Here is a 25,213-nt window from a genome sequence, read left to right as displayed (position 1 = left end):
ACTCCATCATTAGCCTCATTTGCTGTTGTTGCTCCATCTACTGTAAAGAAGTCTTCAGCCACACCTGTTAATGTGTATCCTGCTTTGGGTGTGATCGTTATCGTTGCTGTGTATGCGGTATCTCCAGCAAATTTCGCACCCGCTGGTGACCATGAAATCGCTGCTGTGTATTCTGCTGTAGCATCTATTAATGATACTGGCGTCGCGCCTGTTACTGGCACTGTTACTCCAGTGATGGCTTCTGTTGCAATTACTCTTAACGGTTTGATGTTCGCTTTAACTACCGTCAGTTGTTTTGCGCTTAATTTATCTGCTACAACACGGACGGAGATCTTATCTCCCTCTTTTACAGTAATATTATCAACAGATGTACCCGTAATCGCAGTGTAACTGGCACTGCCATTAATCGAATACTCCATACCATCTGCAACATTGTTCAACTTCGTTGTTCCCCTATTCGTTCCTTGTGTCAACGCTGTAACTGCCCATAATTGAGGGTATTGACCTGAAAGTATATACCAATCTGAGTTGAAATTCCAACCACTAAATGTGGCTTGGTTTCTCATATCTTCGGCTGATTTACCGAATCCTCTTCCTGTTTCCCCCAAAGGTTGTCCAGTTGTTGCGCTGTCGTAGTAGCTGTTCTTGAAGATTGTTCCTCCTACGGCAACCTCACCAACCAAGCCGCCTAACGAAGAAGTTCCACTCACTTTCCCCGTAGCGTAGCTGTTCTCGATTTTCCCTCCAGCTTGATATCCAACCAAGCCGCCTACATATATACCGTTTGACACTTCCCCCGTAGCGTAGCTGTTGCTTATTATTCCTTGACTCTGACCAACCAAGCTGCCTACACCATTGCTTCCAATCACTTTCACCGTAGAGTAGCTGTTGCTTATTTTTCCTTGTGCATTGTTCATTCCTACCAAGCCGCCTAACGTAGAATACCCTTCTACACTTCCTCCCCTAACGTAGCTGTTGCTTATTGTTCCATAGTTGAATCCTACCAAGCCGCCTAAACCACTCTGTCCAGTTATAATGATATTTTCCAGACTCATATTACTAATCACACTATTCATACCCGCATATTCGAAAAGTCCATTACCATTTCCGAATCTTGTAATTTTTAGATTCGTGATTTTATAACCTTTGCCGTCCATATTTCCTTCGAATCGCTTATTAAATCCTTCTCCTATCGGAGTCCAGCCGCCGCTATAGGGACTTACTCCCAAATCAATATCTGCTGTCAGCACAAAATAAATGCCAACACCTAAATTATTCCGAACCTCATTGAGCTGATCGGCCGTTGCAATCTGATAAGGGTCGCCTGCTACACCCGTTCCTCCAGCAAAAGGTACCGCAGCATAGACTTTTCCTTCGGGCGTAATAAGTCCCGACATTCCACCTATCACCATCAACATTACTAGGATGATAGATATTCCTTTTTTACATATCATACGCATTCTATTTCCTCCCCCAAAACTTTCATTTCATTTTCATACTAAAAATAATTACTTCTTTGAGTAATTTATCTTTTTATGTCGAAACTCTTTTCGATTACCTAACTATAGGACTATCTTCCCAAAAAAATAACTCCCCAAATGGGGAGTTTAATTTGATAAAATGGGGGGGCTTTCAACTAAGTATCATTAATTCTTTGGCACGGTGCAGAGCTTTCACTCGATTGTTTACGCCGAGCTTTCTGTAAATATTCTTAATATGGAACTTAACAGTTTCACTTGTAATGTTCAAGTTAAGGGCGCTTTCCTTGTTCGACAACCCATCCGCGATCAACAATATAACCTTTGTTTCCTGCTCTGTTAATATTTCTTTAAGTAACAGTGTTTCTTCCGGCATAACATTCAAGGCTTGAAGCAACTTGTTTACATAGGCCAATGTAACTTTGGGGGCATTTCTCAAGCGACTGCCTTGTTGTACCTTCCAATAAGCAGATAGCAGCTCTGCCATCACAGGACCTTCATCCATAAAACTGCGGATATACCCTTCTGGTTCTGCCAAATATAAGGCGGTCTCTAACTGAACAAGCGCAGCCTCTGTTCGACCTAAGCGCTGAAGCGTCATACTTTGTAGAATGAGTACCTTGATTCGATCTCGGAGTCGATCTTCCTTGCTTAACAAATCATTCAGCCGTTCCAATAGATAAAGTGCTTCTTCCATCCGTTCACATGCTGCAAGCACTCTAGCCAAAGCTAGATGCTCTAACACATGATACAATGAAACTTCATCCGTATGTGCTAGACCACATCTTTGTAACCAATCACGCGCATATTGGGTTGTGCCTTGCTGCAGGGACAGACATGCTTGTTCCGCTTCGATTCTCAACATAAATAATTCATAATCGGGGGAATCGATCTGCGACTTCAACTGTGTAAGCAACTCAGAAGCTCGGTTTGGATTTCCTTGGGCTTGCTGAATTCGCGCAGCACTCATAGCGATGGGTATCACAATCCGTGCAAAGGGCCGTACATCCTTACGTCCAAGTACCTGATTCACATAAAACTCCGCATCCTCCAACCGATTCCACTCGTACAGCAATTTACTATAAGAAACATATAAGAGACCGATAAAAGGATATTTCTTCTTGTACTCCCAAGCTGTAATCCATTTCAATAGGAACACTTCCGCCGCATGAAGATCGTTGATAATGGCCAAATGATCGTCAAATGAATCATAGCCTTGATATCTGTTGCGTCCCATCGTTTGAAAAAAGCTGCCTTCTGGCATATATCGTTCTACCAGCTCGAAATATTCAGATGTTCGCCCCAGGTCCTTTTGAAGATAAGCGGCCACCGAACAGAAGAAGTAAATGTTACCCATTGCCTGCTTCCATTCCGCCTCGCCCCATTTCCCCTGCATCCCTTGAAATTGGATTGTAGCTTGCTCCACTCTTCTAAATGCGACTTCCCACTCTCCGACTCCCAGCAATACAGAGATATAGAACATTTCAATCATGGGCTTCTCCACAAAGGAATTTTCCGGTAAAACAGATACCCATCTATGGAGCGTAACACTCTTCGATTGCATCAAAGGCTGCAAATTTTTCTCGATCAACCGAACGGCATCTGCATATTGTTTGCTCACTAAAAGATGCTCCATCGCTTCTTCATCCAGTCCATGACTCTCCAACCAACACGCCGCATGTATATGTACCTCAACCCATTTATCCGGATCACTTCGGGACAACATTCGCTGCAAGAAATCAGAAAACAAATGATGGTATCTATACCAGTCCCTGTGATCGTCTAAGGGGATAATAAACAAATTCAGTTGCTCTAACTTCTCCAATTGTTCTTGACTGTTCATTTGACCTGTTACGGCCTGACACAAGGAATGGTTCATTCGGCTTAAAACGGATGTTTCCAATAAAAAAGTGAGCATTGACTCTGATTGATGATGAAGAACTTCTTCTAGCAAATAATCAGATATTTGATGTTGCTGGCCGCTGAATCGATGAATGGACTCGGCTATATTATCACTGTGCTTCAGAGAAATCGCCGCCAGCTGTAACCCACTGATCCAACCCTCCGTCTGATGGAACAGCTCCGTCACTTGCTCCCTCGTTAACATTAAATCCGTCGTATCCCGAAAGAAAACAATCGCCTCTTCCAGTTGAAATCGTAAATCCTGCACCATGATTTGATGTAATTCACCTTTTGCCAAAAGCCTAGCGGTAGGTATCGCCAGATCGCTACGGCTCGCGATATATAGATGAATATGGGAAGGTAATCTCTCAATTAAATAGATCAAAGAGAGGTGGATATCAGAAAGGTCAATAAACTGATAATCATCAAGAATGATCACCAATTCACTGGTTAATCTATTCAGCTCATTCAAGAGCGCCCCAATCACAGACACCAAAGGAACCGAAGGACCCTTCTCAAGAAGCCCCCCTATCGTCAATCCAAACCCATGAACTCTCTCCTGGATGGAAGCTGTGACGTAACTCCAAAACTGAATTCCATCATTGTCTTGTTTATCTAGCGATACCCACGCCACAAGGCTACTACATTGATTTACCCATTCACTTAAAGCTGTTGTTTTCCCGTAACCAGCCTGCGCGGAAATAAGTGTCAACTTGACTCTCATCCCCTCATTAAGCTCGCTCATCAGCCTCGGCCGAGATACCAAGGAGTTACGGACATGGGGGATATGAAGTTTCGTACTTACAATCAATGAAAATCCCTCCCTATATACATGATGCAATCCGTAGAAGACAAACTCTTATGATCAAGTATGTTAATTTGTTACTTAAAGGTAGAAAAAAAGGTCGCCACTTCTCTAGAATCGTTTGTACTACCAAACCGATTCAAGAAAGAGACGATCCTATGAAAAATTGTATCACGATCCAATCCATCATTCAATCTATTCTGAGCCCTGAATATTCCAGACTTTAACATATAAATGCCACTGATCTTTGATCTATGCTGCTGATACAGCAGATATCTAGTAGACAAGTAGAAGGATATTCGTGTTTTTCTTATCCACAAAATTAAGCTGGAGCATAACGTAGCTCACGTCTTTCTAATGCAATTACAAAATCGCAGAATTTTACCCCCTATATATGTGAAATGTGTGTCTATTATTTATCTCCAAAATTTCCTACAATGAAAGCGCAAACAAAAATGTTTGAGGGGGTTACACAATGAAAAAAATAACCATGACACTTACTACGATATTGGCAATGAGCTTAACCGCCACAGTAGGTTGCTCGAAAAAAGAAGCAGCGCCTACAGATGGAACGAGTACTCCGAAGGTAACAGAGTTCAAAGTATCACTCCGTCATATCAACGTAAGAGATACATCAAAACCACAACAAGATATATTACTTGAAGCAGTAAAAGCTGCAGAAACAGCACTGCCTGGAGTGAAATATGAGTTAGACGGCGTAGAAGACACTGTTAACCGCGATACCAAGTTGAAAGCAGAAATGGCCGCTGGCAATCCTCCGATCATCTTCGACTTATTCGGTGGACCCGATACACAGAACTATCAGAAAGCCGGTCATCTACTCGATTTGACACCGATCCTTGCTGATTTGGGATTGTCGGACAAATTCATCGATTTAGGGGAATTCACCGTAGACGGCAAGGTCTATGGGCTTCCAAGATCAGGTTATACAGAAGGCGTATTTTACAACAAAACAATGTTTGCCGACGCTGGTGTTTCAGTTCCCAAAACTTGGGATGAATTTCTAGCCGTTTGCGAAGTATTGAAAGGAAAGAATATCGTACCGATCGCATCAGGTACAGGTGGTCCGGATGGATGGGTTGTGAACATGATTGCCAATTCACTGTTTGTTCGTGAAGCAGGCAAAGAAGTTCAAGAAGGATTCGTTAACGGTACAAGTAAATGGAATGATCCTAAAGTTATCGAGTCATTTAAGAAGCTAGAAACCTTGAAAACAAAAGGCTATCTGGATAAAAGTGCGCTTGCTTTGAAATATGCTGAAGGACAGGCGAAGTTCTACCAAGGTGGAGCCGCAATGACAATGGATGGCAGCTGGGCTGTATCTGCATTCGAAGATAAAGAAAAATCAAAAATTGCTGGCAATGTTGGTTTCTTTAACTTCCCAGAAGTTGGTGGCCCTGGTGATGGATATATCAACGGTGGTTTCTCAAATGGATATGGATTCTCTAGTCATGCCAATGAAAACGAATTAAAGGGAATCAAAGAGTTCATCAAACAATACTATACTGAAGCATTGCAAAAGAAGGCGCTTCTTACCGCGAATGACTTCCCTTCTATGAAACTACAGGATTCAAGCGGTACTACGGGTGTTCTCAATGAAGTTATTTCAGTCACAAATGCGGCTAAAGGAATATTCACAGCATTTGACTCCGTTGTTCAACCGAAAGTGAAAGTAACACTAGAAACAACAATGCAAGAATTGATTGGCGGTAAAGTGACTCCAGAGAAAGCAGCGGAGAAAATGCAAAAGATTCAAGACGAGGCTAACGCAGGAAAATAAAGATCGTAAAATGGGATCGAGCACCTCGCATGTGCGAGGTGCTCGATTTTCACTAGATGGAGGTTATTTATGAATAAAGTACTCAGAAATCCATGGGCTTACGCAATTTTCGTAATACCTGCACTCATCATGTATATCGCCATCTATATCCTCCCATTATTAAGCTCCCTCCAGCATTCCTTTACGAACTGGAACGGAATCAACGAAGCGACTTTCAATGGGTTGGACAATTTCAAAAAGGCTTTTACAGACGAAAAATTTTGGATCGCTTTTAAAAACAATATTATATTCGTATTATTCTCAGCATTTGTGCAAGTGCCCATTATCATATTCATATCGATGGTGATCAGTGGTGTTAGAAAGAATCTTAATTTTTATAAAACGACTGTGTTTCTTCCAAGTATCCTTTCGACGGCAGTTGTCGGTGTATTATGGCAGTTCATTTACCATCCAGATGTCGGATTAATTAATCAGCTTCTGCGTGCAATCGGATTAGAAAGCTGGACACATGCCTGGTTGGGAGAGGAATCGACTGCATTTCTATCGATACTCATCACAAATTCTTGGCAATGGTTCGGATTTTATATTGTACTCTTACTGGCTGCGATTTTCTCTGTTCCAAAAGAGCTACTCGAAGCTGCTGAAATGGACGGTGCCGTAGGCCTTAAAAGATCCTGGTTCATTACCATTCCGATCATTCGTCCCGTTATATTGGTCATTATGCTACTGGCAATCACCGGCGCGATGAATTCACTAGATATTGTATTAATTATGACCTATGGAGAACCGTTCGGAAGCTCGGAAGTCATGGGAACCTATTTGTATAAGCAGGCGTATAAATTTAACGACTTTGGTTATGCGAGCGCTATTTCCATTATTATTTTTGCGTTTACCGTATTAGTGACGGTCATATTCCAATGGATAGCCAAACGGACTGAGGAGGTAGAACACTAATATGACGACCCTAAGAAAATCCATCCCCCACCTATTTCTATTGGCTTACGTATTTATTATTTTATATCCGATGTTCTTTTTGCTAAATACTTCTTTCAAGAAAAATATGCAAATTGACAGTGATCCTTGGGGATTACCGCAGCCATTTACATTAAGCAACTATACGTATTCTTTTTCTAATAGCAAAATTGGAATCTACTTCTTCAACAGTTTTTTCATCAGTACGGTATCCACACTCTTAACGATTTTACTTGCGATCTGTATCGCTTATGCCATAACAAGAATGAAGTATCCATCCCTCAGTAAGTATGTGTATGCTATACTGCTGTTATCGCTATTAATACCTGCACCATCCTTGTTAATTCCATTGTATAGAATGGTTAACTGGTTGCATATTTATAATACACCTTTAGCTTTGATCATTCCCTATACCACCTTTGGAATACCGTTAACTGTATTCATCATTGCGGCATTCCTGAAATCGCTACCCAGAGAGTTGGAAGAGGCTGGGGTTATCGATGGGCTCTCCGTTTATGGACTGCTAGGCAGAATTGTATTGCCATTGACTATGCCAACCTTGGTAACCGTATTCATTCTGAATTACTTGGGAAATTGGAACGAATATGTATTAGCTAATTTGTTCTTATCTAACGATAACTTACGTACTTTGCCGGTTGCCGTTGTGTCTTTCTTCAATAAATACAATACCAACTACGGTGCGCTTTGCGCGTCGGTCATGATCAGTATTGCACCGATTATACTGATTTATAGTATTCTCCAGAAGAGAATCATTGAAGGCGTAATGGCAGGAAGTGTTAAAGGCTAATAATTAAGGAGCATGATGAATGAGCTTATATAAAAAAATACTCATGGCTTTTCTAATATTCATCATCCTCCCGTTATTAATCTTAGGCTGGGGTAGCTATACATTGTCACAAAATTTAATAGAGTCCAAATTTAATGAACAAACAGAACTTACGATGAATGCGGTAGGGAGAAATATTCGTTACGTCCTAAAAGAGGCGAATTATTTCTCCGATTACTACTCGATCATTAAGCCTGACATTGGTCTTATTCTCAAAGATTTAAATACATATTCGAGTAACAGAAGTAGTGATTTACCCAACTATGAAACAGAAATACGCAAGAGCTTATTGTCTTATTCCCCCATTCTGTCTGTCGCCTTGTATTCGAAGACTGGGGTTACAGAAACCGCAACTAATATTAGTAGCAAATTCATCTCCTATGACCAATTAAAAAGCACCCCTGTCTTTGAAGAAGTAAAAAAACTTAACGGCATACCGAAATGGATTGGACCTAAAGAACATCAAGAATTACAGCTAGATGATAATTATTTTTATCAAATTCGTTTGATTCGGGACTTATATAGTACAGAGGAACTCGGGATGTCCATTGTTCAATTGCAACTCAAGGAACTTGAAAATACATTTAATTTAAATAACTCAGACAATCTCAAAAGTCATCGTTTTATGGTTATGAATAAGAACGGTCTTGTTATATTTGATAATCAAGATCAGGAATTACAGGGTCAAAACTTGTTATCCATGATTTCCGAGAAGTTGGAACCCAATCAGCCGTTTTATAGTAAAAGCGTAACCTTTCAAAACGAAAAAAATATTATATCCTTTTATCCATTGGCACTCGAAGATTTGGGCGCCAGCGACTGGATCGTTGTTTCCGTTACACCTTGGCAGTATGTAACGGGACAAATTCAGACCATTATGACTTGGATTGCCGTCCTCATCGGACTCATCCTCGTTTCTGCCGTAATTTTTAATTTTGTCTTCGTCAACCGCATCATTCGCTTCATTCTGTACATTGTCAAAGCCATGAAGAAGGTGGAGCGTGGTGAATTAGACACCCGTGTTATGGCAAATGAGAAAGATGAAACGAGCATTCTGGCACGTGGATTTAATAGCTTAGTCGCGCGTATTCATGATCTGGTTGAAGAGGTAAAGCTACAACAGAACCGCCAAAACAAAGCGGAGCTTATGCTCCTTCAAGCGCAAATCAAGCCTCATTTCTTATTTAATACATTAGAGTCGATCAATGTCCTCGCCATTCAGAATCAAGGTGTGAAAGTCAGTAAAATGGTGCATCGGCTCGGTAAAATGCTACGAATAAGCATTTACGATAAAGAGGAAATTAGCATAAGTAATGAATTGGTCCATTTGAGAAGTTATTTAGAAATCCAGGAATTCCGTTTCGAGGATAGTTTTAAATATGAGATTCACATCCCAGAGCATCTGCTCGACTATTCTATTTTGAAGTTAACGCTGCAGCCTTTCGTCGAAAACTGCATTCAGCATGGATTTGAAGACATCGAATATATGGGCAATATACGTATTTATGCACAGGAAGAACATGATGCAATTGCTATATATATTGAGGATAATGGTATCGGGTTAACGAATGAACAACTGGCCAGCTTCCACTATAGCTTGGAATTAAACAGGTCTTATGAGAGCAATGATGTAGTCGATGGAGAACGAAGAGGATTAGGTCTAGGTAATGTAGCGGATCGTATCCGAATTAAATACGGTAGTCGTTACGGGATTTTTATTTGTAGTCAACAAAATATAGGCACTACAATTAAATGTGTTATACCGAGATACAGGGGTGAATAGTATGCAATTAACAGCTTTACTTGTGGATGATGAGCCGAATATTTTGCGGAATTTACAAAGTATCATCCCCTGGGAAGCCATGGGGATTGAAGTTATTGGCCTAGCTAAGAATGGTCAAAAAGCTTTGGATATCGCCAAGCAGTTAAGGCCGGATATTATCTTTAGCGACATTCGCATGCCTTCGATGGATGGGATTACTTTCCTCAAGTTCCTTCGTGAATTTAACGGAAATGCTGAAGTTATGATTATTACGGGCTATCAAAATTTCGAATATGCGCGTTCCCTACTTCAATTGGGTGTTTACGATTACATCCTCAAACCCATCGACTATGAAGAGTTGATCGACCTCACCGAGAAAATGGCTATAAAAGTTCGAGCCAAAAAACTCGAGCAAATGCTGCACAAGAAAACATGGAATAAGGTAATCACACTCGCCTATGAGAAAATTCTATATGATATCATCATGGACTACACCACGGTAGACACCAAGGTTCAAATATCCGAAGAATTAAATTTAGAAGACTACTCTTATGTTTGTCTACTTATCGATTGGGATCATTATTCACAAAAGTCGTTAGGCTGGGATGAGAAGGAGCGCAAGCTCTGGAATTTCGCCATCCGTAATGTACTTCAGGATGCGCTGGCCACAAACAACCTGAAATGCGTCGTTCTGCAAATGCGTGAAGGCGAATGGTGTGCTGTAATTGAGCAAGACAAAGAACAATCTCAAGTCGACTTCATCGAAACACAACAATGGACAGAATATATGCAAATCGAAGTGAGTAAAAACCTCCATTTACAAGTCAGCATTGTTATTTATCCGGATCCGGTTGCAGTAACCGATTTATCGCAAGTTTATAAGAAAATGCAACATATGCTGCAGTTAAGTCCAAATAGAGAAGACACGTTGCTCATTTATAATCCGATTACTGCTCAGAATGACTCCATATGGAATTTGATTGAAGAAATGGTCTCTAGCCTTAAACAGTTCGATGGACCAATGACAGAAACCGCCTTCGAAAAATTAATCGCCCAGTTAGCCACAATCTCCGAGCAATCTTTTATTCGTGCCGAACAAATTCTACATTTTTTGGTGCTCCACTTACTACGAGAGATGCGCGAAATCTATACCATCACGATTCAAGAAGAGGAAATCGTCTGGAAAAAGCTAGATCAAAACCTGGGTGTTCAGGGCTTCATTTCACTTATTCAGGGAATTATTGAGAACAGTATGCATTCTGCGTTTAAAAACAAAAAAAGCGATCTGCTTATGCATTCCGCCAATGACTACATCTGTCGTAATTTGGGATCTCATTTCGGTGTAGAGGAGATTTCCGAATATCTAGATATTAGCTGTGGCTATTTCAGTCTTTTATTTAAGCAGCATTATGGGAAGACATTCGTCGAATACTTATCGAAGCAGCGCATTGAAATGGCTCAATCAATGCTGCTATTAAGCGACAAAAACATCACACAGATCGGAATAGCTGTTGGCTATGCGGATAGACGTTATTTCACGAAAGTATTTCAGAAATATACAGGAGAAACCCCTTCAGAATATCGGGAAAAACGCAAGCAAGGCTGAAGCTTTCCCTATTAATCAGGATTCGACAACGGGGTTGGATACCCTTTAATAACAAAAAAAGAAGAGGTACATTATCCCCTTCTTCTAACATGACACAATTATGTTTGTTTGCTTACCTATTTGTACCCAACTGTTCATCAGAACCGTTATATCCTCTACTCTTATAGTCTACTATGGTGCTTTTATAACCGTCCCTTGTTCATAATCATCGACGTCCTTCCAATGAACGCGCAGCGATTTCGTAGTGAATAGTTCCGCACTATTGGCAACCTCGAAATGAAGATGCGCCTCGCTGGAATTACCCGAGTTTCCGCATTTGCCTAAGCGATCTCCCACATTCACTTCGTCGCCGACTTTGACGCTGATCGATCCTTTTTGCAAATGGGCGTAATAGCTGAACTCTCCATTACCATGATCGATAATGACATGGTTCCCAGCAATCTGCTCCTTATTCTCGGTACCGACAGGCTTATTGTCATGGATGTCATTGACGATTCTCACGACTTTTCCTGCTGCTGAAGCTAGAATCGGTTGTCCGAAGGCAAAATAGCTTTCATTCTTAGCAGGGTCGCCTTTATAGCTAAATCCATTCTTCACCATTATGAGGTCATACGCATACCTCTGCTGCTCAGCACCGTAATGATAATTGATTAGCTCATTCGATCCCCCCCAAGTGACAAACCATTCCCCTTGAAATGGAAGCTGAAATGTTGTTTGAGTACGCAACGCATCCGTCTGAGGATACTTTTTCATCTTATTAAATACGATGACCTCTATCTTGTTCTTACTGTCAAACTGAGCTTGAATCGTTTTTTCTCCTTTGGGGTCCGTCCAAGCATAGTAGTTGGTATTATTTAAGGGCACATGACTCACTCGTGTATAGGATGTGGCGTTCTTGTTGTAAAGGATGGCTTCTTTCTTGAAATCCTTAAACGAATAAACCTTCTTGTATTCGGCTCCGATTTGTCCATAAATACGTTCATATTTCTCTTGCTGTAGCAGTCTTAACAGTTGATCCGGCTTGAAGGAAGAAGTTGAGGATTGCGAATAATTTACTGCTTCTACTTTCGAGACAGAGCTTGATGACACTACCTCGGTCTTTGCGGGCGCATCCGAAGCCGAGGCTACAAGTGAGCCCACAGTTAGTGCTCCAACAAGGCTAAACATTACTAGATTTCTTTTGTTAATGATTTTGTTCATCGATTCTCTCTCCTTTATATTGGGTTCATAAATGAGTGTAAGCGATGAAGTTTAACCCTTACGAAACGAGATCTTACCATTGTATTAATCCGAAGATTGTAAATTAAGGCTCTGTTAAGGTAATGTTACGGCCACTGGAACAAAACACATGGTATATTGAATTCATACTATTGAATGGAGAGATATGGAAACGATGATTCAATCGAAGATTCTAATTGTGGATGATGAATCGTCCATTCTGAAACTACTGAGAACAGTGTTACATAAAGAAGGATTCTTATTCATCGATACAGCAAAAACCGGAGAACAGGCGATACTAGCCTGTCAATCGACGAAGTATGACCTCATCCTGTTGGACGTTATGTTGCCGAAGCAAAGCGGCTTCGAAATCTGTCCGTGGCTTCGAAAAACGACGGATGCCCCTATCCTATTCTTAACCGCTCGAATGGGTGATTTCGATAAATTGACTGGATTCGCCGTCGGTGGCGATGATTATATTACGAAGCCATTCAATCCTCTAGAAGTGATTGCCCGGGTTCGAGCGCATCTACGTCGGTATCACAATACTTCTACAATACCTAATATGAACCGGATCCACACTTTCAGGACGTTTCAAGTGGATGAATATGCCGGAGAGCTTCGAGTGCATGATCTGTCGGTCGATTGTCCGGCTCAGGTGTTTCAACTCCTCTTATTTTTGTGTCAGAATCCCAACCGAGTATTCAGTAAAAAACAGCTGTATGAGCATGTATGGGGTGAACAAAGTTTCAGTGACGACAATACCATCATGGTTCATATCCATCGTATTCGTGAGCGTATTGAACCCAATCCCAGTGAGCCGGTATATTTGATTACAGCGCGTGGCTTAGGTTACAAGCTTATACGAGAATCCAATGATTAATCCGATGAAAATCAAGAAAAGGTTTATCTTTCAATATATTAGGCAATTGCTGTTTGTCAGCTTCCTTCTATTGGTTCTGATGTTGGGTACATTTACTTTGAACGTGGTGAAGCTAGAGCGACTTGATCTAGAACTGGACTCCATTAATCCCGGTTTGCCTGTGCTCACAGACTCCATTACTGAACTTGATGGTACGATACAATTCGATACAAAGCTTCTTGCCCAAGTACGCGAACAAGGTGGCTGGCTGCAGGTCATCGATAAAGATGGAATGGCTATTACCGCCTACAATACTCCGGCTGATGTACCTGTACGTTATAATCCTGGTGAATTGATGAGTTATTGGAAAGCGGAGAAGGATTTCCCTTACGGGTTAAATGCATGGATTCAAGAGCTAAATGGACAAACTTACACACTCTTATATGGCGTGAAGAGTGATATTCCCAAGCTCAAATCAAATTTGTTGCAGCAAGTGACATGGAGAGCGGGAAAGATTGAAGTAAATGGGACCTTCAAACAGGAACTCAATGATATTCATGGATGGATCGAATTACTCGACATTAATGGGAGAGTACTCGGGGGTTACGGACAACAAAGCGAAGTGAAAGAAGAGCCAGATCATTATACCGTTCAAGATTTGATGCTACGTAACCACTACCCAGAACGCTATGGCATGCAATTATTTACGGTTTATGATAGCGCGTCTCGAAACACCTGGATTATTCATGCTCCGCTGCCCTCATCCGTGACTTCTTCACTGTATAGCGATCCGTATAAAGAAATGATTAGTGTATTTATCTGGAACGCTATTGGTTTACTTGTGATGATTCTGATTCTCTTCATACTTCTTGCTCTTTGGAACGGTCATCGGTTTGGTTCACCTATTCTACATATGATTGATTGGCTGCATCATTTGGCCAAGGGTGATTTAAGTGAACCGACCGGGCGTAACTCGAAGGGAATCCCTCTAAGCCGTAAAAGATCTGGACGTTTAAAAGAAAGATTCCGTGTACATGCCGAAATGATGGAATCCTTGGCACATTTAACAGGAACACTGAAAGAGAACGAGCATATTCGTAAGCAACTGGAGACAACAAGAGAAGAGTGGATTGCAGGCGTATCGCATGATATGAAGACACCGCTATCTTCCATATTGGGGTACGCACATTTAATGGAATCAAGAACGTACGAATGGTCGCAAGCAGAAATTCGTGAATTTGCAGCCATCATCCGTGAGAAATCATCTTATATGGATGAAATGATTAACGATTTAACCTTAACGTATCGATTGAAAAATGATGCTTTTGTATTTGAATTCATCCCGACAGACATGAATGAATTCATATATCAAACAATTGAAAAGTGGAAACAGCATCCTCCATTCGCTAACGTTTCGATTCATTATGGGGCTTCGGAAGCACCGATTATCTATCCGATAGATGCCAAATACTTCAGACGAATACTGGATAATCTGCTTGCAAATGCTGCCCTCCACAATCCTGAAGGTACGTTGATCAACGTATCCGTAGTTAAGAACAACGGTTCACAATTTGTACTCCAGATACAAGATAACGGGGTAGGCATCGATGAAGAAACGAAGGAGCTACTATTCGAGCGCTACTATCGCGGTACCAATACGGATGAATTCATGCAAGGTACTGGACTTGGTATGGCCATTTCCAAGCAGCTTGTGATCCAACATCGAGGACAGATCGAAATAGAGAGTCAACTGGGAATTGGCACGACAATTTCATTACTTTTTAGTATGACAGATGATAAAGCTCACCATGAAATTCGTTAGTAAAGTAATTATTATGCAGTAAAATTATCCTTATGAATCCGATCGTATCCATGCTAGACGCACGAAAAACCGAGGAGCCCATGTCATGGATGCCTCGGTTTTTTGAGTAGTGAAAATATGGTTAACCCTCACTAACAAGATACATCTCAATCTGTTGCAAGTTACAACGTAGGTTGCTTAATCCACCAATCTAATCAAGCTATATTTCTTCTTACCCTTACGAATAATGATGAACCGACCATCAAATGATTGGTCTGCAGACACTTCTGTGTTCACATCCACTACTTTCTCACCATTCATGGAAATAGCACCATTCGTAATGTCTTCTCTCGCCTGACGCTTAGATGGTTCGATACCTAGATCAACCAACCAGTCCACCAAATTCTTGGTTTCTTTGGTAGCTTCGAACGTAGGCATTTCTTTAAACCCTTGTTCGATTTCATCAGCTGTTAAGGATTTAATGTCTCCGCTGAATAAGGCCGCTGAGATTTTAATGGCTTGTGCTAAGGCATCTTCACTATGAACGAATTTCGTCATCTCTTCTGCAAGTACACGCTGTGCCTCACGTTTACCTGGGTCTGATGTAACCTTATTCTCTAATTCTGCAATTTCTTCTTGGTTCAAGAATGTGAAGTATTTCAAGTATTTAACTACATCACGATCATCTTGGTTCAACCAGAATTGGTAGAATTCATAAGGTGATGTCTTCTCAGGATCTAGCCAGATCGCACCGCCTGCAGATTTACCAAACTTCGTACCATCGGATTTCAACATTAGTGGAATGGTTAATCCGAATGCTGTCGCTTCTGGTCCTTCTTTTTTACGAATCAAGTCTAGGCCACTTGTGATGTTACCCCATTGATCCGATCCGCCAATCTGTAATTGAACACCTTCTTCAGCATATAGATGATGGAAGTCCATGGATTGAAGAATCTGGTATGTGAATTCAGTGAATGAAATCCCACTATCTAGACGACTCGATACAACATCTTTGGCAAGCATCGAATTGATACTGAAGTTCTTCCCGTAGTCACGTAAGAAATCGATAACGTTCAAAGAATGCGTCCAATCATAGTTGTTAACCATTTTCAGTTGAGCATCGTTATCTGTAACGAATAACTTCTTCATCTGCGTTGTTAATGCGTTCACATTGTCTTGTACTTGTTCTAATGTCTGTAATTGACGTTCGGATGAACGTCCACTTGGGTCCCCAATTGTTCCTGTCGCTCCACCAATTAAGATAACTGGTAAATGTCCGAAAGCTTGGAACCTTTTCATCATCATGAATGGAATTAAATGTCCAATATGCATACTATCCCCGGTTGGATCGACACCACAGTACAACGCAATCTTCTTCTTACTAACTAATTCACGTAATCCTTCGGCATCTGTCTGTTGGTTAATCGCATCGCGCCATTCTAACTCATCAATAATATTCATGTTACTCATGATCTTCCATCCCCTTTAAGTGTTAGTCTTGATTCATCCCCAATGCATACGCAAAAAACGCCCCTATGTCTACAATAGACATAGGGACGATTGAATAACCGTGTTACCACCCAAATTGCATAAATAGCGTTACAACACTACTATTCATACCACTCATAGCCATCATATCGTTGGCTAGTCCGCTTAGTGTTACCTAAGATACTCCAGAGTGTAATTCGCAAGACTGTTTGTGCTAGGTCACATCGACCCCTAGCTTTCTGATTAACAGTGACAGTGTGCTACTTATTCCTTCAACGTATACCGTTTATTAGATTAAAATCAGTATAGAGAATGAACCGTCCATTGTCAATTGATCATTTGCCGCAGCAAACCATCTCCCCTGCAAAGAATAAGATCCATCATGTATAGATACAATTATGCCGTGAGTTCTTCCTTAGCGGAAGCTTTCTTCTCTTTAGGAATCTGTAACACGAAATACAGAAGCGTAAGCACAAGGAAGATCGCTGCATAGCTAAGTAAATACATGATCTGTTCTCTCATTACGGTGTAGTCGGCGCTACCAATAATCGTTTTGAAGCCCACGATACTGTGCGTCATTGGAAGCCAAGGATTAATCTTCTGCATCCACTCCGGTAGTAGTTCCAATGGAAAGGTTCCCGCGCTTGAGGTTAGCTGGAAGATCATCAACACGATTGCTAGGAATCGGCCCGGATTATCCAACCAAGTCACCAGTGCCTGAACAATCAATGTGAAGGTTAGGCTCGTGATCAGCGTAAATAGGAAGAAGAACGGCGCACTGTGTACCTCTAGCTTCAGCACATATAATAAAACAACATCCGCAAGGATGGATTGAATAATACTTACCATTACAAAAGTTAGCGTACGACTCCAAAATCTTCCCATCGGCGATGCGCCAGGCACTGCAGATTGTCTCAGTGAGAAGACTGTCGTAAATACAAGTGCACCCATGAACAAGGCAAGCGATAAGAAATAAGGAGCGATACCTAGACCATAGTGGTCCAGTTTATAATCGGTCTTCTCTACCAGCTTCACTGGCTCGGCGAACATATTTACCATATCATCTCCGGATTTCACTTCAGAGGTTTCCGCTGCGGCGTCGTTCAGCTCTTGCGCAAGTTCACCACTGCCGTTGACGAGCTTATCCGAACCATCTTTCAGTTCGCCTGCCCCATCTGTCAGCTTCCCTGCACCTACTGCTAATCCGTCTACGCCCCCGTTAATCTTCGTAAGTCCTTGCCCTAGCTGTGTTGCGCCCTTATTCAACGACGCTGCGCCAGTCGCGAGCTTGTTTCCACCCGCTGCTGCATCATTCAACTTCTGGCCGAAGGCAGTCAAACCTGCGGTAAGCTGTGATCCACCATCCTTAAGCTGCGCGGCACCCTCATAGAGCTGTTGCTGGCCGTTATCCAGCTGGGTGCTACCTGCAAGCAGCTGCTGCTGGCCGGAGTGTAGCTGCACACTTCCGGCTGCTACTTGCTGGCTTGCAGATAGTAGTTGCTTGAGCTGCTCATTCTCCTGCAGTTCAGGAGCAGACGCCATGAATTGCTCAAGTCCTTTTGCTACCTGATCAGCCCCCGCGGCAAGCTTACTGCTGGCCGCTTCGGAAGAAGTTAGACCTTCCTTCAGTTGGCTACTGCCGTCCTTGGAAGATTTCAAGCCTTCCGCAAGCTTAGAAACCCCATTATGCGACTTCGTAGCGCCATCCTGAAGCTGCTTCTGCGCCGTAGTCAGCTGGCCTATTCCGTTTGCCAGATCTTTAGTACCCTGAGCGAGTGTTCCTGAGCCCTCATTCAGATTACTGGCTCCGTTATACAACAACTTCAAGCCGCTTTGGAGCTCAGTCGTACCGCTCGTAAGCTTGTTCAAATTGGTCTTCAGCGTAGTTAAACCATTCGTTAACTTACCTGCCCCATCCTTCAGTTCGTTCGCACCACTGCCAGCGTCCCCAAGTCCTTCGGATATCGTATCCACCTGTTCGAACATACTTCGTGTATACGCCTCTGTAATCTGAGAGGATAGCTTTGACTTCAGCTCCTTCATAGCCGTATTTCCGATCTGCCCAGCGACGAAATTGTAATTGCTGTTCGGCTCAAATATAATCTCGGCTTGCACCGGTTTCTCCTGCGTGAGCGTTGCCGCATTCTTCGAGAAATTAGCAGGAATCGTTATCGTCATATAATAGCGATTGTGGGACATACCATCTTTGGCTTCCGTCTCATCCACGAAATCCCACTTGAAATCATCATTACTCTTCAGTTCTTCCGTGAAGTCTTTGCCCACATCCATGGACTTATTCTCATAGACTGTACCTTTATCCAGATTAACCACGGCAACGGGTAGCTTGTCTGTATTGCCGTATGGGTCCCAAGAGCCTTCAACAAGAAAACCACTGTACAACATAGGTAGCGCAGCCACGCCGAGTAAAGTGAGCACTAACATCGGCTTGCTCAAGAGTATTTTCAGATCTTTCCAAAACACATGAATAGCTTTCATCGTTACACATCCTTTATTTATTCACTTTTGAATTCATGACCATATTCGTAAATCAGTCATATTTGACGAAAAAAAAATATCCCTTACAGCCTAGGATTATTCACAGCGCAGCTATGCGAGATCTCCATTCGAAATAAATAACATCATATGCTCTTTAATTCGACTCTCATCCAGCGACTCTTCCGATTTACCCCTTCGAGCTCTAAAGTGTGCCGATTTTACGTATTTCCCGCCCCAGCTTAACGAATAACTCATGGTCGGAGCGAAACTCCAGTATGGAGTCGAGCAGATTGAGTAGCTTGAGAGAGAATATATTATCTTCCACCACTGGACACTTGGTCCATCTTCATGGCATTATAGCCGAACTGCACAAAGGACGGCGTCGCAATCTGTAGGATTAACACTTCACGGGTGATGGTCATGATTCCAACCCCTTCCCGCCTAAACAACCATATAATTGACCAAAATACCATTTCGGTCAATTGACTATGTTCAAATTAACATATCCCAATTAAGAATACAATAATTTTAATTAAAATTTTATGTTTTGACGCTTATACAGCTTAATACCCTTTGGTTTGTTCAACAGAAAACATTAGACATATATTTATTCAAAAAGCACTCGTACAGAAAAATCGAGAAGGCTTCGATCATGGCTGGAACAACTGCGGGGGACTTGACAGGTGGTGCGTCTATGACACTACAGCAGGTCTCATCACTAGCAATAAAGAAGAACCCCGCCTTCATCTATATGAAGGCGGGGTTCTTGCATACTTATTTAATTCATGAATTGGATCGCTTATAGCACTTGCTTAAACATCACCGCGACTTGCGCCCGGGTAACAGCAACTTGTGCCCACGTGCTGATATTTAACCTCTTCACTCCAACCCTTCATCCCTTGTCATGACCACCGTGTTCATCGTACAATCAATCTATCTAGAACATAAAGGAGTTAACAAATATGAGCTTCCTCAAAGGTCTTGGTCAAATCACCGGTGAAGTTACAGGTAAAGTGATCGGCGGTAGCGTCCGCGTGGTTGGCGAGTTAACGGGTAGCCCTTTCGTGAAGGAAATCGGTAACAGTGTTGAGAAGGCCTCGATCATGGCTGGAACAACTGCAGGGAACTTGGCAAGTGGCGTCTATGACACTACAGCAGGTCTCATCACAAGCAATGAAGAACAGTCACGCAATGGAATGAAAGATATGGGTGGTGCTCTTTCTACAACGGCTAAAGGTGTAGTTGGTTCCGTGAAATATACCTACACCAATGGTAAAGAAGTTGTACAAGGATTATCCGAGGAGGATTATGATAAAGTTAAAAACGGTGCCAAAGGTCTAATCAAAGTGGCTGCTGTAGCGACTTTAGCTATTGGTGTATTGGACCTCGTAGATGGTGCAGATGGATTGGACGACTCTGACGCTATAGCGATGGATGTAGCTGATACAGACCCAGATATTCTATCTTGATTACAAATAAAAGTTGTTCGTGCTCACTATCCCCTAACATAGAAACCCGCCTTCATATAGATGAAGGCGGGTTTCTTGCATACTTATTCAATTCATGAATTGGATCGCTTGTAGCAATTGCTTAAACATCACCGCGGCTTGCGCTCGGGTAACAGGAGCTGTTGGTGAGAAGTTGCCATTACCATCCCCATTAATAATTCCGGCTTGGTGGGTTGCTTCCACAGCATCTTGTGCCCACGTGCTGATCTGGCTAGCATCCTTGAATGCGTCAACGTTACCTGAAGTATTCGATGCACGAAGTGACTTCCCTGATAATTCAGCAGCTTTAACGATCATGACTGCCATTTGTTCGCGGGTCATCGCTTGGTTAGGATGAAATCCTCCGTCTGTAAATCCAGTGATAATACCTGCTTTATACGCGGCGCCTACAGCCCCTGCGTACCAAGCTGACTTGGAAACATCGGAGAAGCTTACCGCTGCTACATTATCCTTAAGCGCAAATGCTATGGACATTAGCATGGTGAACTCTGCTCTTGTCATCGTTGCGTCAGGCGAGAACGTCTGAGCTGATGTTCCTTGAATGATTCTTTTACTTGCAAGCAACTCGATTTCCGACTTCGCCCAATGTTTGGAGATGTCAGCGAAAGTGCGTGACTGTGTATGTGCAACCACGTAGATACTATTGCTCTGGCTATACACAGTTACCTTACCACCCGCGAATGTTGCTGGCATCACAGATACCGTTCCATCTGCATTTATTCTAACAACCACTAATTCGTTCAGACTTTCATTCGATACATATGGAATGACTCTGGATACATAGCGATTGCCGAAATCATTGACCTCAACTTTCTTCCCATTCGCTTCTACTTGGAGAGTGAAGTCGACAGGAACACTTATGCCATTCAAACCAGCTGCTTTCAGACTCTCCTGAACGGCATTGCCCTTCTGTCCAGTCACTTGACTGACATGAAGAGTTACTGTGCTTGTTGCTGTAGGAACGCCAAGTTCCTTCGCTAACTTTGTGAAATCGATCGCCTGAATTGGAAGGCTATAGCTTGCCACGCCAGTATTAAACGTTAATACAGCATTCGGTCTCGCCTTCGATACTTCTTCCAATACTTTGAGCGGAAGTTGCATATTGATGTCTGTATCCTTGCTATTCGTGTTAGGCAGATTAAATACTAAGTTCTGCTCTTTGTTTCCAGTTGCTTGTAGTTCGGCTAATACGGCTTGAATCTTCGCAGCATCAATAACTACCGTATTCTTATTCTGTTCAGCAACCGTCGGTTCTTCCTTCGGCTTGGTCGTTGTCACCGGAACTGAGCCATTGTTTCCATTGTTTCCACTGTTTCCATCATTCCCGCCACCCGTTGCTCCTTGTCGGGTAACTCTGATGGTATATGTCTTGTTCGTCGTTGCGTCTTGCGCGCTCACAACCACGTCGATCACATTGATACCAGTACTCAAGGTTATGGATTTCGGTGTACCACTTGTATAAGTAACTCCCTTAATCTTGATTGTCGCCTTACTGTCTAATGCAGTTGCCGTCACATCAATCGATGCCACGTCTTTACTTACTGCTACGGTGTAGTTCAGCTTGTTCTCATCAAATTCAGGAGCTAAGCTTCCATTACTGATTGTTAATCCATTCAGAACCGCTACATCGATTAATTTACCATCGATCATGTCTTGTTTCATCAGCGTATAATCCGATTTCACCTGCTTATAATAATCTTCGCCAAGGTTGAGTAGTTCCGTCTGGAAATTGTTCCACGTCTGATCATCCTTATAGACTTGATCCAATATGCTTCTTTCAAACGTATCATCCTTGTTTTCAGCCGAGCGCGCGTGTGCAAAAGCATACGCCTTAGAGATATAACTCACATAATCCGCTAGATTTTCTTTGGTCTTGAATATACCCCCAGGTGCATCCTCATAATCACCTTTATATAGCGATATTTTATGAACGAAGAAAGCACCTCTTTTACTTTCAAAATAACCTAGGAACCCTTCTGCATCTAACGACATCTTCTCATATGCTGTCTTAACTTTAGCTCCGTCTCCCCCTGGGAAAGTACCATATGGGGTTGTTTGTGCCTCAGCTGCATTATCAAACATGTCCGGTTGGAATGCTTGTTTCACGTCAAGAATGATATCATCATCATGACTTACCGTCGGTCCTTCAATCAGCACATTGTACCTTTGGGAACCAATACTACCAAGCCCCTGATAGATACGAACAGCAACATCTTTTATCTTGAAATAATCCGCATTCTCCGCAAGTCTAGCATTTGCGAAATCCGGCGTTATTGTCCCAACATACTGTTGCCAATTCAATTCAACTTCTGCTCTCTCATCAGCCGTAGGTTTGCGGTACTTATCCGATTTCCCATCGACATTAAGTACACCTGTCGAATGTTTCTTGTCCGAAGTCGGTACCGTCCACTTGATTAAATGATCCAGTTGCGTCTTCTTCTCAAGCTTAGCCATCAATGTTTTGGTGAATCCGTCACGCATGTTGTTCATACTTAATTTTGAGACGTCAGTATTCTTATTATTGTTACCTACCAATGATTCCAGAGACTTCATATAATCTTCTAGCATTACTTTAGCAATATCTCTTATTTCAGCATCCGTTGCTGGTAGGTTCTCAGCGTCACGAGTCAAATACAAGCTGGACGTCATCCGTAGTAAATCCAGATAAAAGGGTGCGATATACGCTCCATCGTAGTCATTCAGATCAAACACAATTTTACCGAATTTATCGTCGTAATATCCCACATTCGCAACATGCGCATCTCCTTCGATCCACGTCTTCACGTTGGTGAGTTCTTTCCAACTCTTCGGAAGAGAAATGACACTTCCTAGATCCTGATAGTACATATAGGGAGATCCTCTGTAAAAGGCTGCTGAGGAACCCGCCATTCCATCTACACTATATTTATAACTTTTGTTATCCGGATTGTTATAGTACGCATTAGCTTCTTTAATTCGTTGCGTCAATGTTGCTTTCCGAACTTCATCAGCCTGCACTGGCTTCTTATACCGATCTAGCGTCACACCATCAATCGGATCAGAATCAAGAGAAGCCCCGGTTGTTACTGCTGAGGCTTTCAATGTAACTGTTAAAGGCATCGCCGCCGTCACAGGGGAGAGCGTTGCACCACTTATTGTAAATGTTACCGTGTTGGTTGCTGTGTCCCCAGAAGCTTGAATAGACAATCCACTTGGTAATCCAGTCATTGTATAATCTGTATCGAGCAGAGGTCCATTCTTCACCGTTCCCGTAGTTAAATGAATCGAAAGAGATCCGGTGGCTTTCGTAGGCTCCGTCATACTTAACGTATTGGATGTAACCTCACCCTTCACTTTAGGTGTATTACTGTATAAAGTAATACCGCTCACAGTACCCGAATCGTCATAAGAACGAAGTGTATTCGCAGATTTCTTAATCATGACACTCAATGGAACATCCGACTTCACATCAACAGTTGCCGTACCACCAAGTGTAAATGTGATTGTATTGTTCACCACATTTCCAAGCGCTCCAATTACATGGATGCCAGCTGGCAGTCCTGTAATAACATAATCATCGGCGGTGAGTGAACCTTCTTTCACTTCCCCTGTTGTTAGAGCTACAGTGAAATGATTATGAGTAGCACTTATCGTATTCAACGAATCCATCTGAACTCTGATACTATCATCCACACTTACCGACATAGGGGTAAGATAAGAGGCATTTCGAGGCACAATTAAGCTTGAAGAACCGGCTTGCTCGAAATCTTCTGTATTGTTGTGAGTATTCCAGCTGTTTCCATACAATTCCCCTGCACTACCCGCCATTGCGCTTGTCTTCGTCACTAAAGACGGATCAAGAGGATCTAATGCGTAACGTACGATTCCTTTTTGAGCCGAGTTCGCAGGAGCTGCACCCAAACCGTAGAAGCTCTTCGCCGCACCATATCCAACAAAATCAACAAATGAAGCGATCGCTTGCTTCGTCGGATTCACAACCGTTAATGGTGTTGCATCAGATACTAACGCTACTTTTCCATCTTTATTATCCAGATCTATCATTCCTATAGCATCTGGTGTCGGTAGTTCTTTACCTGTAAGAGCTGGCTTCCCTGACTCCTGAATTAAGTAATGACCTCTCGCCGAGATCGTTCCTGTTAGCGGAGTAACCTGCCACGAACTGTCGTCCGCTTTGGCTGAGCTTACTGCATACTGCACCGACCAATTCGTTACATCTACAGGTGCATCCGTAGGATTGTATAGCTCTATGAAATCATATTGATAGAGTGCATCTGCATTCTGGCTTCCACCACCATATATTTTACTGATAACGACTTGACTGGATAGGTTGAAATAGCCGTAGACGTTGTCTGTAACGCTAAGTGGCTCCAATATTTCCGTCTGGGCGATGTTGTCGTCTACACTTTCCGATGTATATGAAGGATCTTGAGGGATGAAGCTTGAGGCATCTGATTGCTCGACATTATCGCTATTGTTGTAGGTACCTTCCGCTGCATTAACCATCTTATTGTTCAATCCCAATACAGCTGCAAACGGATTTAATACGAGAGCGATAGTTAGCGACACCGTTATTTTCTTAGTCCAAGATCTTTTACTTACTAGATATGACATGCTCAACCTCCAATTGTAATAGTTATTCTAATCTTATGTTAAAAGTGTATTGGGAA

The 25,213-nt window shown here is 42.3% G+C and carries 16 protein-coding genes and 1 other annotated feature; of the genes, 9 read left to right on the top strand and 7 right to left on the bottom strand.

Annotated features, from left to right (window positions below; all coding sequences use genetic code 11):
* On the bottom strand, window positions 1-1,460 hold a 1,460-nt coding region (locus BW961_RS16400), incomplete at its 3' end, for a GLUG motif-containing protein (RefSeq protein ID WP_280175210.1).
* A 172-nt stretch (window positions 1,461-1,632) separates the two neighbouring features.
* Entirely contained in the window at window positions 1,633-4,191 is a 2,559-nt protein-coding gene (locus BW961_RS16395) for a winged helix-turn-helix domain-containing protein (protein ID WP_068579737.1), read from the bottom strand.
* 469 nt (window positions 4,192-4,660) lie between these two features.
* Between BW961_RS16395 and BW961_RS16390 the strand changes: the two genes are divergently transcribed.
* The 5 genes from BW961_RS16390 to BW961_RS16370 all read left to right on the top strand — a co-directional run bounded on the left by BW961_RS16390 (window position 4,661) and on the right by BW961_RS16370 (window position 11,173).
* Complete coding sequence (locus BW961_RS16390) at window positions 4,661-5,986, top strand: ABC transporter substrate-binding protein (RefSeq protein WP_068579736.1); 1,326 nt, start codon at window positions 4,661-4,663, stop codon at window positions 5,984-5,986.
* Window positions 5,987-6,055: 69 nt separating this feature from the next.
* Window positions 6,056-6,940, top strand: coding sequence for a carbohydrate ABC transporter permease (locus BW961_RS16385; RefSeq protein ID WP_068579731.1), 885 nt, complete (start codon window positions 6,056-6,058; stop codon window positions 6,938-6,940).
* Window position 6,941: 1 nt separating this feature from the next.
* The gene (locus BW961_RS16380; protein WP_068579729.1) at window positions 6,942-7,766 is read left to right on the top strand and encodes a carbohydrate ABC transporter permease; all 825 of its coding nucleotides are present in this window, start codon (window positions 6,942-6,944) and stop codon (window positions 7,764-7,766) included.
* Window positions 7,767-7,785: 19 nt separating this feature from the next.
* Window positions 7,786-9,588 carry a cache domain-containing sensor histidine kinase gene (locus tag BW961_RS16375; RefSeq protein ID WP_068579727.1) on the top strand — a complete coding sequence of 601 codons (1,803 nt, stop codon included), beginning with the start codon at window positions 7,786-7,788 and terminating at the stop codon, window positions 9,586-9,588.
* Between the two features lies 1 nt (window position 9,589).
* A complete protein-coding gene (locus tag BW961_RS16370) occupies window positions 9,590-11,173 on the top strand; it encodes a response regulator (protein ID WP_068579726.1) in 1,584 nt (527 codons plus the stop codon).
* 171 nt (window positions 11,174-11,344) lie between these two features.
* Here the strand turns inward: BW961_RS16370 and BW961_RS16365 are convergent, their stop codons facing one another.
* Window positions 11,345-12,373: a M23 family metallopeptidase gene (locus BW961_RS16365; protein ID WP_068579724.1), complete on the bottom strand. Its 1,029-nt coding sequence runs from the start codon at window positions 12,371-12,373 to the stop codon at window positions 11,345-11,347.
* A gap of 193 nt (window positions 12,374-12,566) precedes the next feature.
* On the opposite strand from BW961_RS16365, the gene BW961_RS16360 reads away from it, so the two are divergent.
* Window positions 12,567-13,274, top strand: coding sequence for a response regulator transcription factor (locus BW961_RS16360; protein WP_068579764.1), 708 nt, complete (start codon window positions 12,567-12,569; stop codon window positions 13,272-13,274).
* Window positions 13,267-15,075, top strand: a complete 1,809-nt coding sequence (locus BW961_RS16355) for a sensor histidine kinase (protein WP_082867283.1) — start codon at window positions 13,267-13,269, stop codon at window positions 15,073-15,075. The genes BW961_RS16360 and BW961_RS16355 overlap by 8 nt, the downstream gene beginning before the upstream one ends.
* A 177-nt stretch (window positions 15,076-15,252) precedes the next feature.
* On the opposite strand, the gene tyrS is transcribed toward BW961_RS16355, so the two are convergent.
* The 3 genes from tyrS to BW961_RS30615 form a co-directional block, all read right to left on the bottom strand.
* Complete coding sequence (gene tyrS, locus BW961_RS16350) at window positions 15,253-16,515, bottom strand: tyrosine--tRNA ligase (RefSeq protein ID WP_068579761.1); 1,263 nt, start codon at window positions 16,513-16,515, stop codon at window positions 15,253-15,255.
* Window positions 16,516-16,603: 88 nt separating this feature from the next.
* Window positions 16,604-16,827 (bottom strand) — a binding site (T-box leader).
* Window positions 16,828-16,938: 111 nt separating this feature from the next.
* Window positions 16,939-19,038, bottom strand: coding sequence for a YhgE/Pip domain-containing protein (locus tag BW961_RS16345; RefSeq protein WP_068579723.1), 2,100 nt, complete (start codon window positions 19,036-19,038; stop codon window positions 16,939-16,941).
* 111 nt (window positions 19,039-19,149) lie between these two features.
* Complete coding sequence (locus BW961_RS30615) at window positions 19,150-19,293, bottom strand: hypothetical protein (protein WP_156510086.1); 144 nt, start codon at window positions 19,291-19,293, stop codon at window positions 19,150-19,152.
* Window positions 19,294-19,690: 397 nt separating this feature from the next.
* Here BW961_RS30615 and BW961_RS30610 point away from each other — a divergent pair, with 397 nt between their 5' ends.
* The gene (locus BW961_RS30610) at window positions 19,691-19,843 is read left to right on the top strand and encodes a hypothetical protein (protein ID WP_156510085.1); all 153 of its coding nucleotides are present in this window, start codon (window positions 19,691-19,693) and stop codon (window positions 19,841-19,843) included.
* Window positions 19,844-20,000: 157 nt separating this feature from the next.
* Window positions 20,001-20,507, top strand: coding sequence for a hypothetical protein (locus BW961_RS16340; RefSeq protein ID WP_068579722.1), 507 nt, complete (start codon window positions 20,001-20,003; stop codon window positions 20,505-20,507).
* A gap of 87 nt (window positions 20,508-20,594) precedes the next feature.
* Here BW961_RS16340 and BW961_RS16335 read toward each other — a convergent pair whose 3' ends face one another.
* Window positions 20,595-25,157: a DUF2252 family protein gene (locus tag BW961_RS16335; RefSeq protein ID WP_068579721.1), complete on the bottom strand. Its 4,563-nt coding sequence runs from the start codon at window positions 25,155-25,157 to the stop codon at window positions 20,595-20,597.
* Window positions 25,158-25,213 lie beyond the last annotated feature (56 nt).

The sequence above is a fragment of the Paenibacillus macquariensis genome, assembly GCF_900156375.1.
GTDB classification, from domain to species: Bacteria; Bacillota; Bacilli; order Paenibacillales; family Paenibacillaceae; genus Paenibacillus_AQ; species Paenibacillus_AQ macquariensis.
Note: the sequence above shows the minus strand (reverse complement) of the source record. Positions and strands in the feature narration are given on the sequence as shown.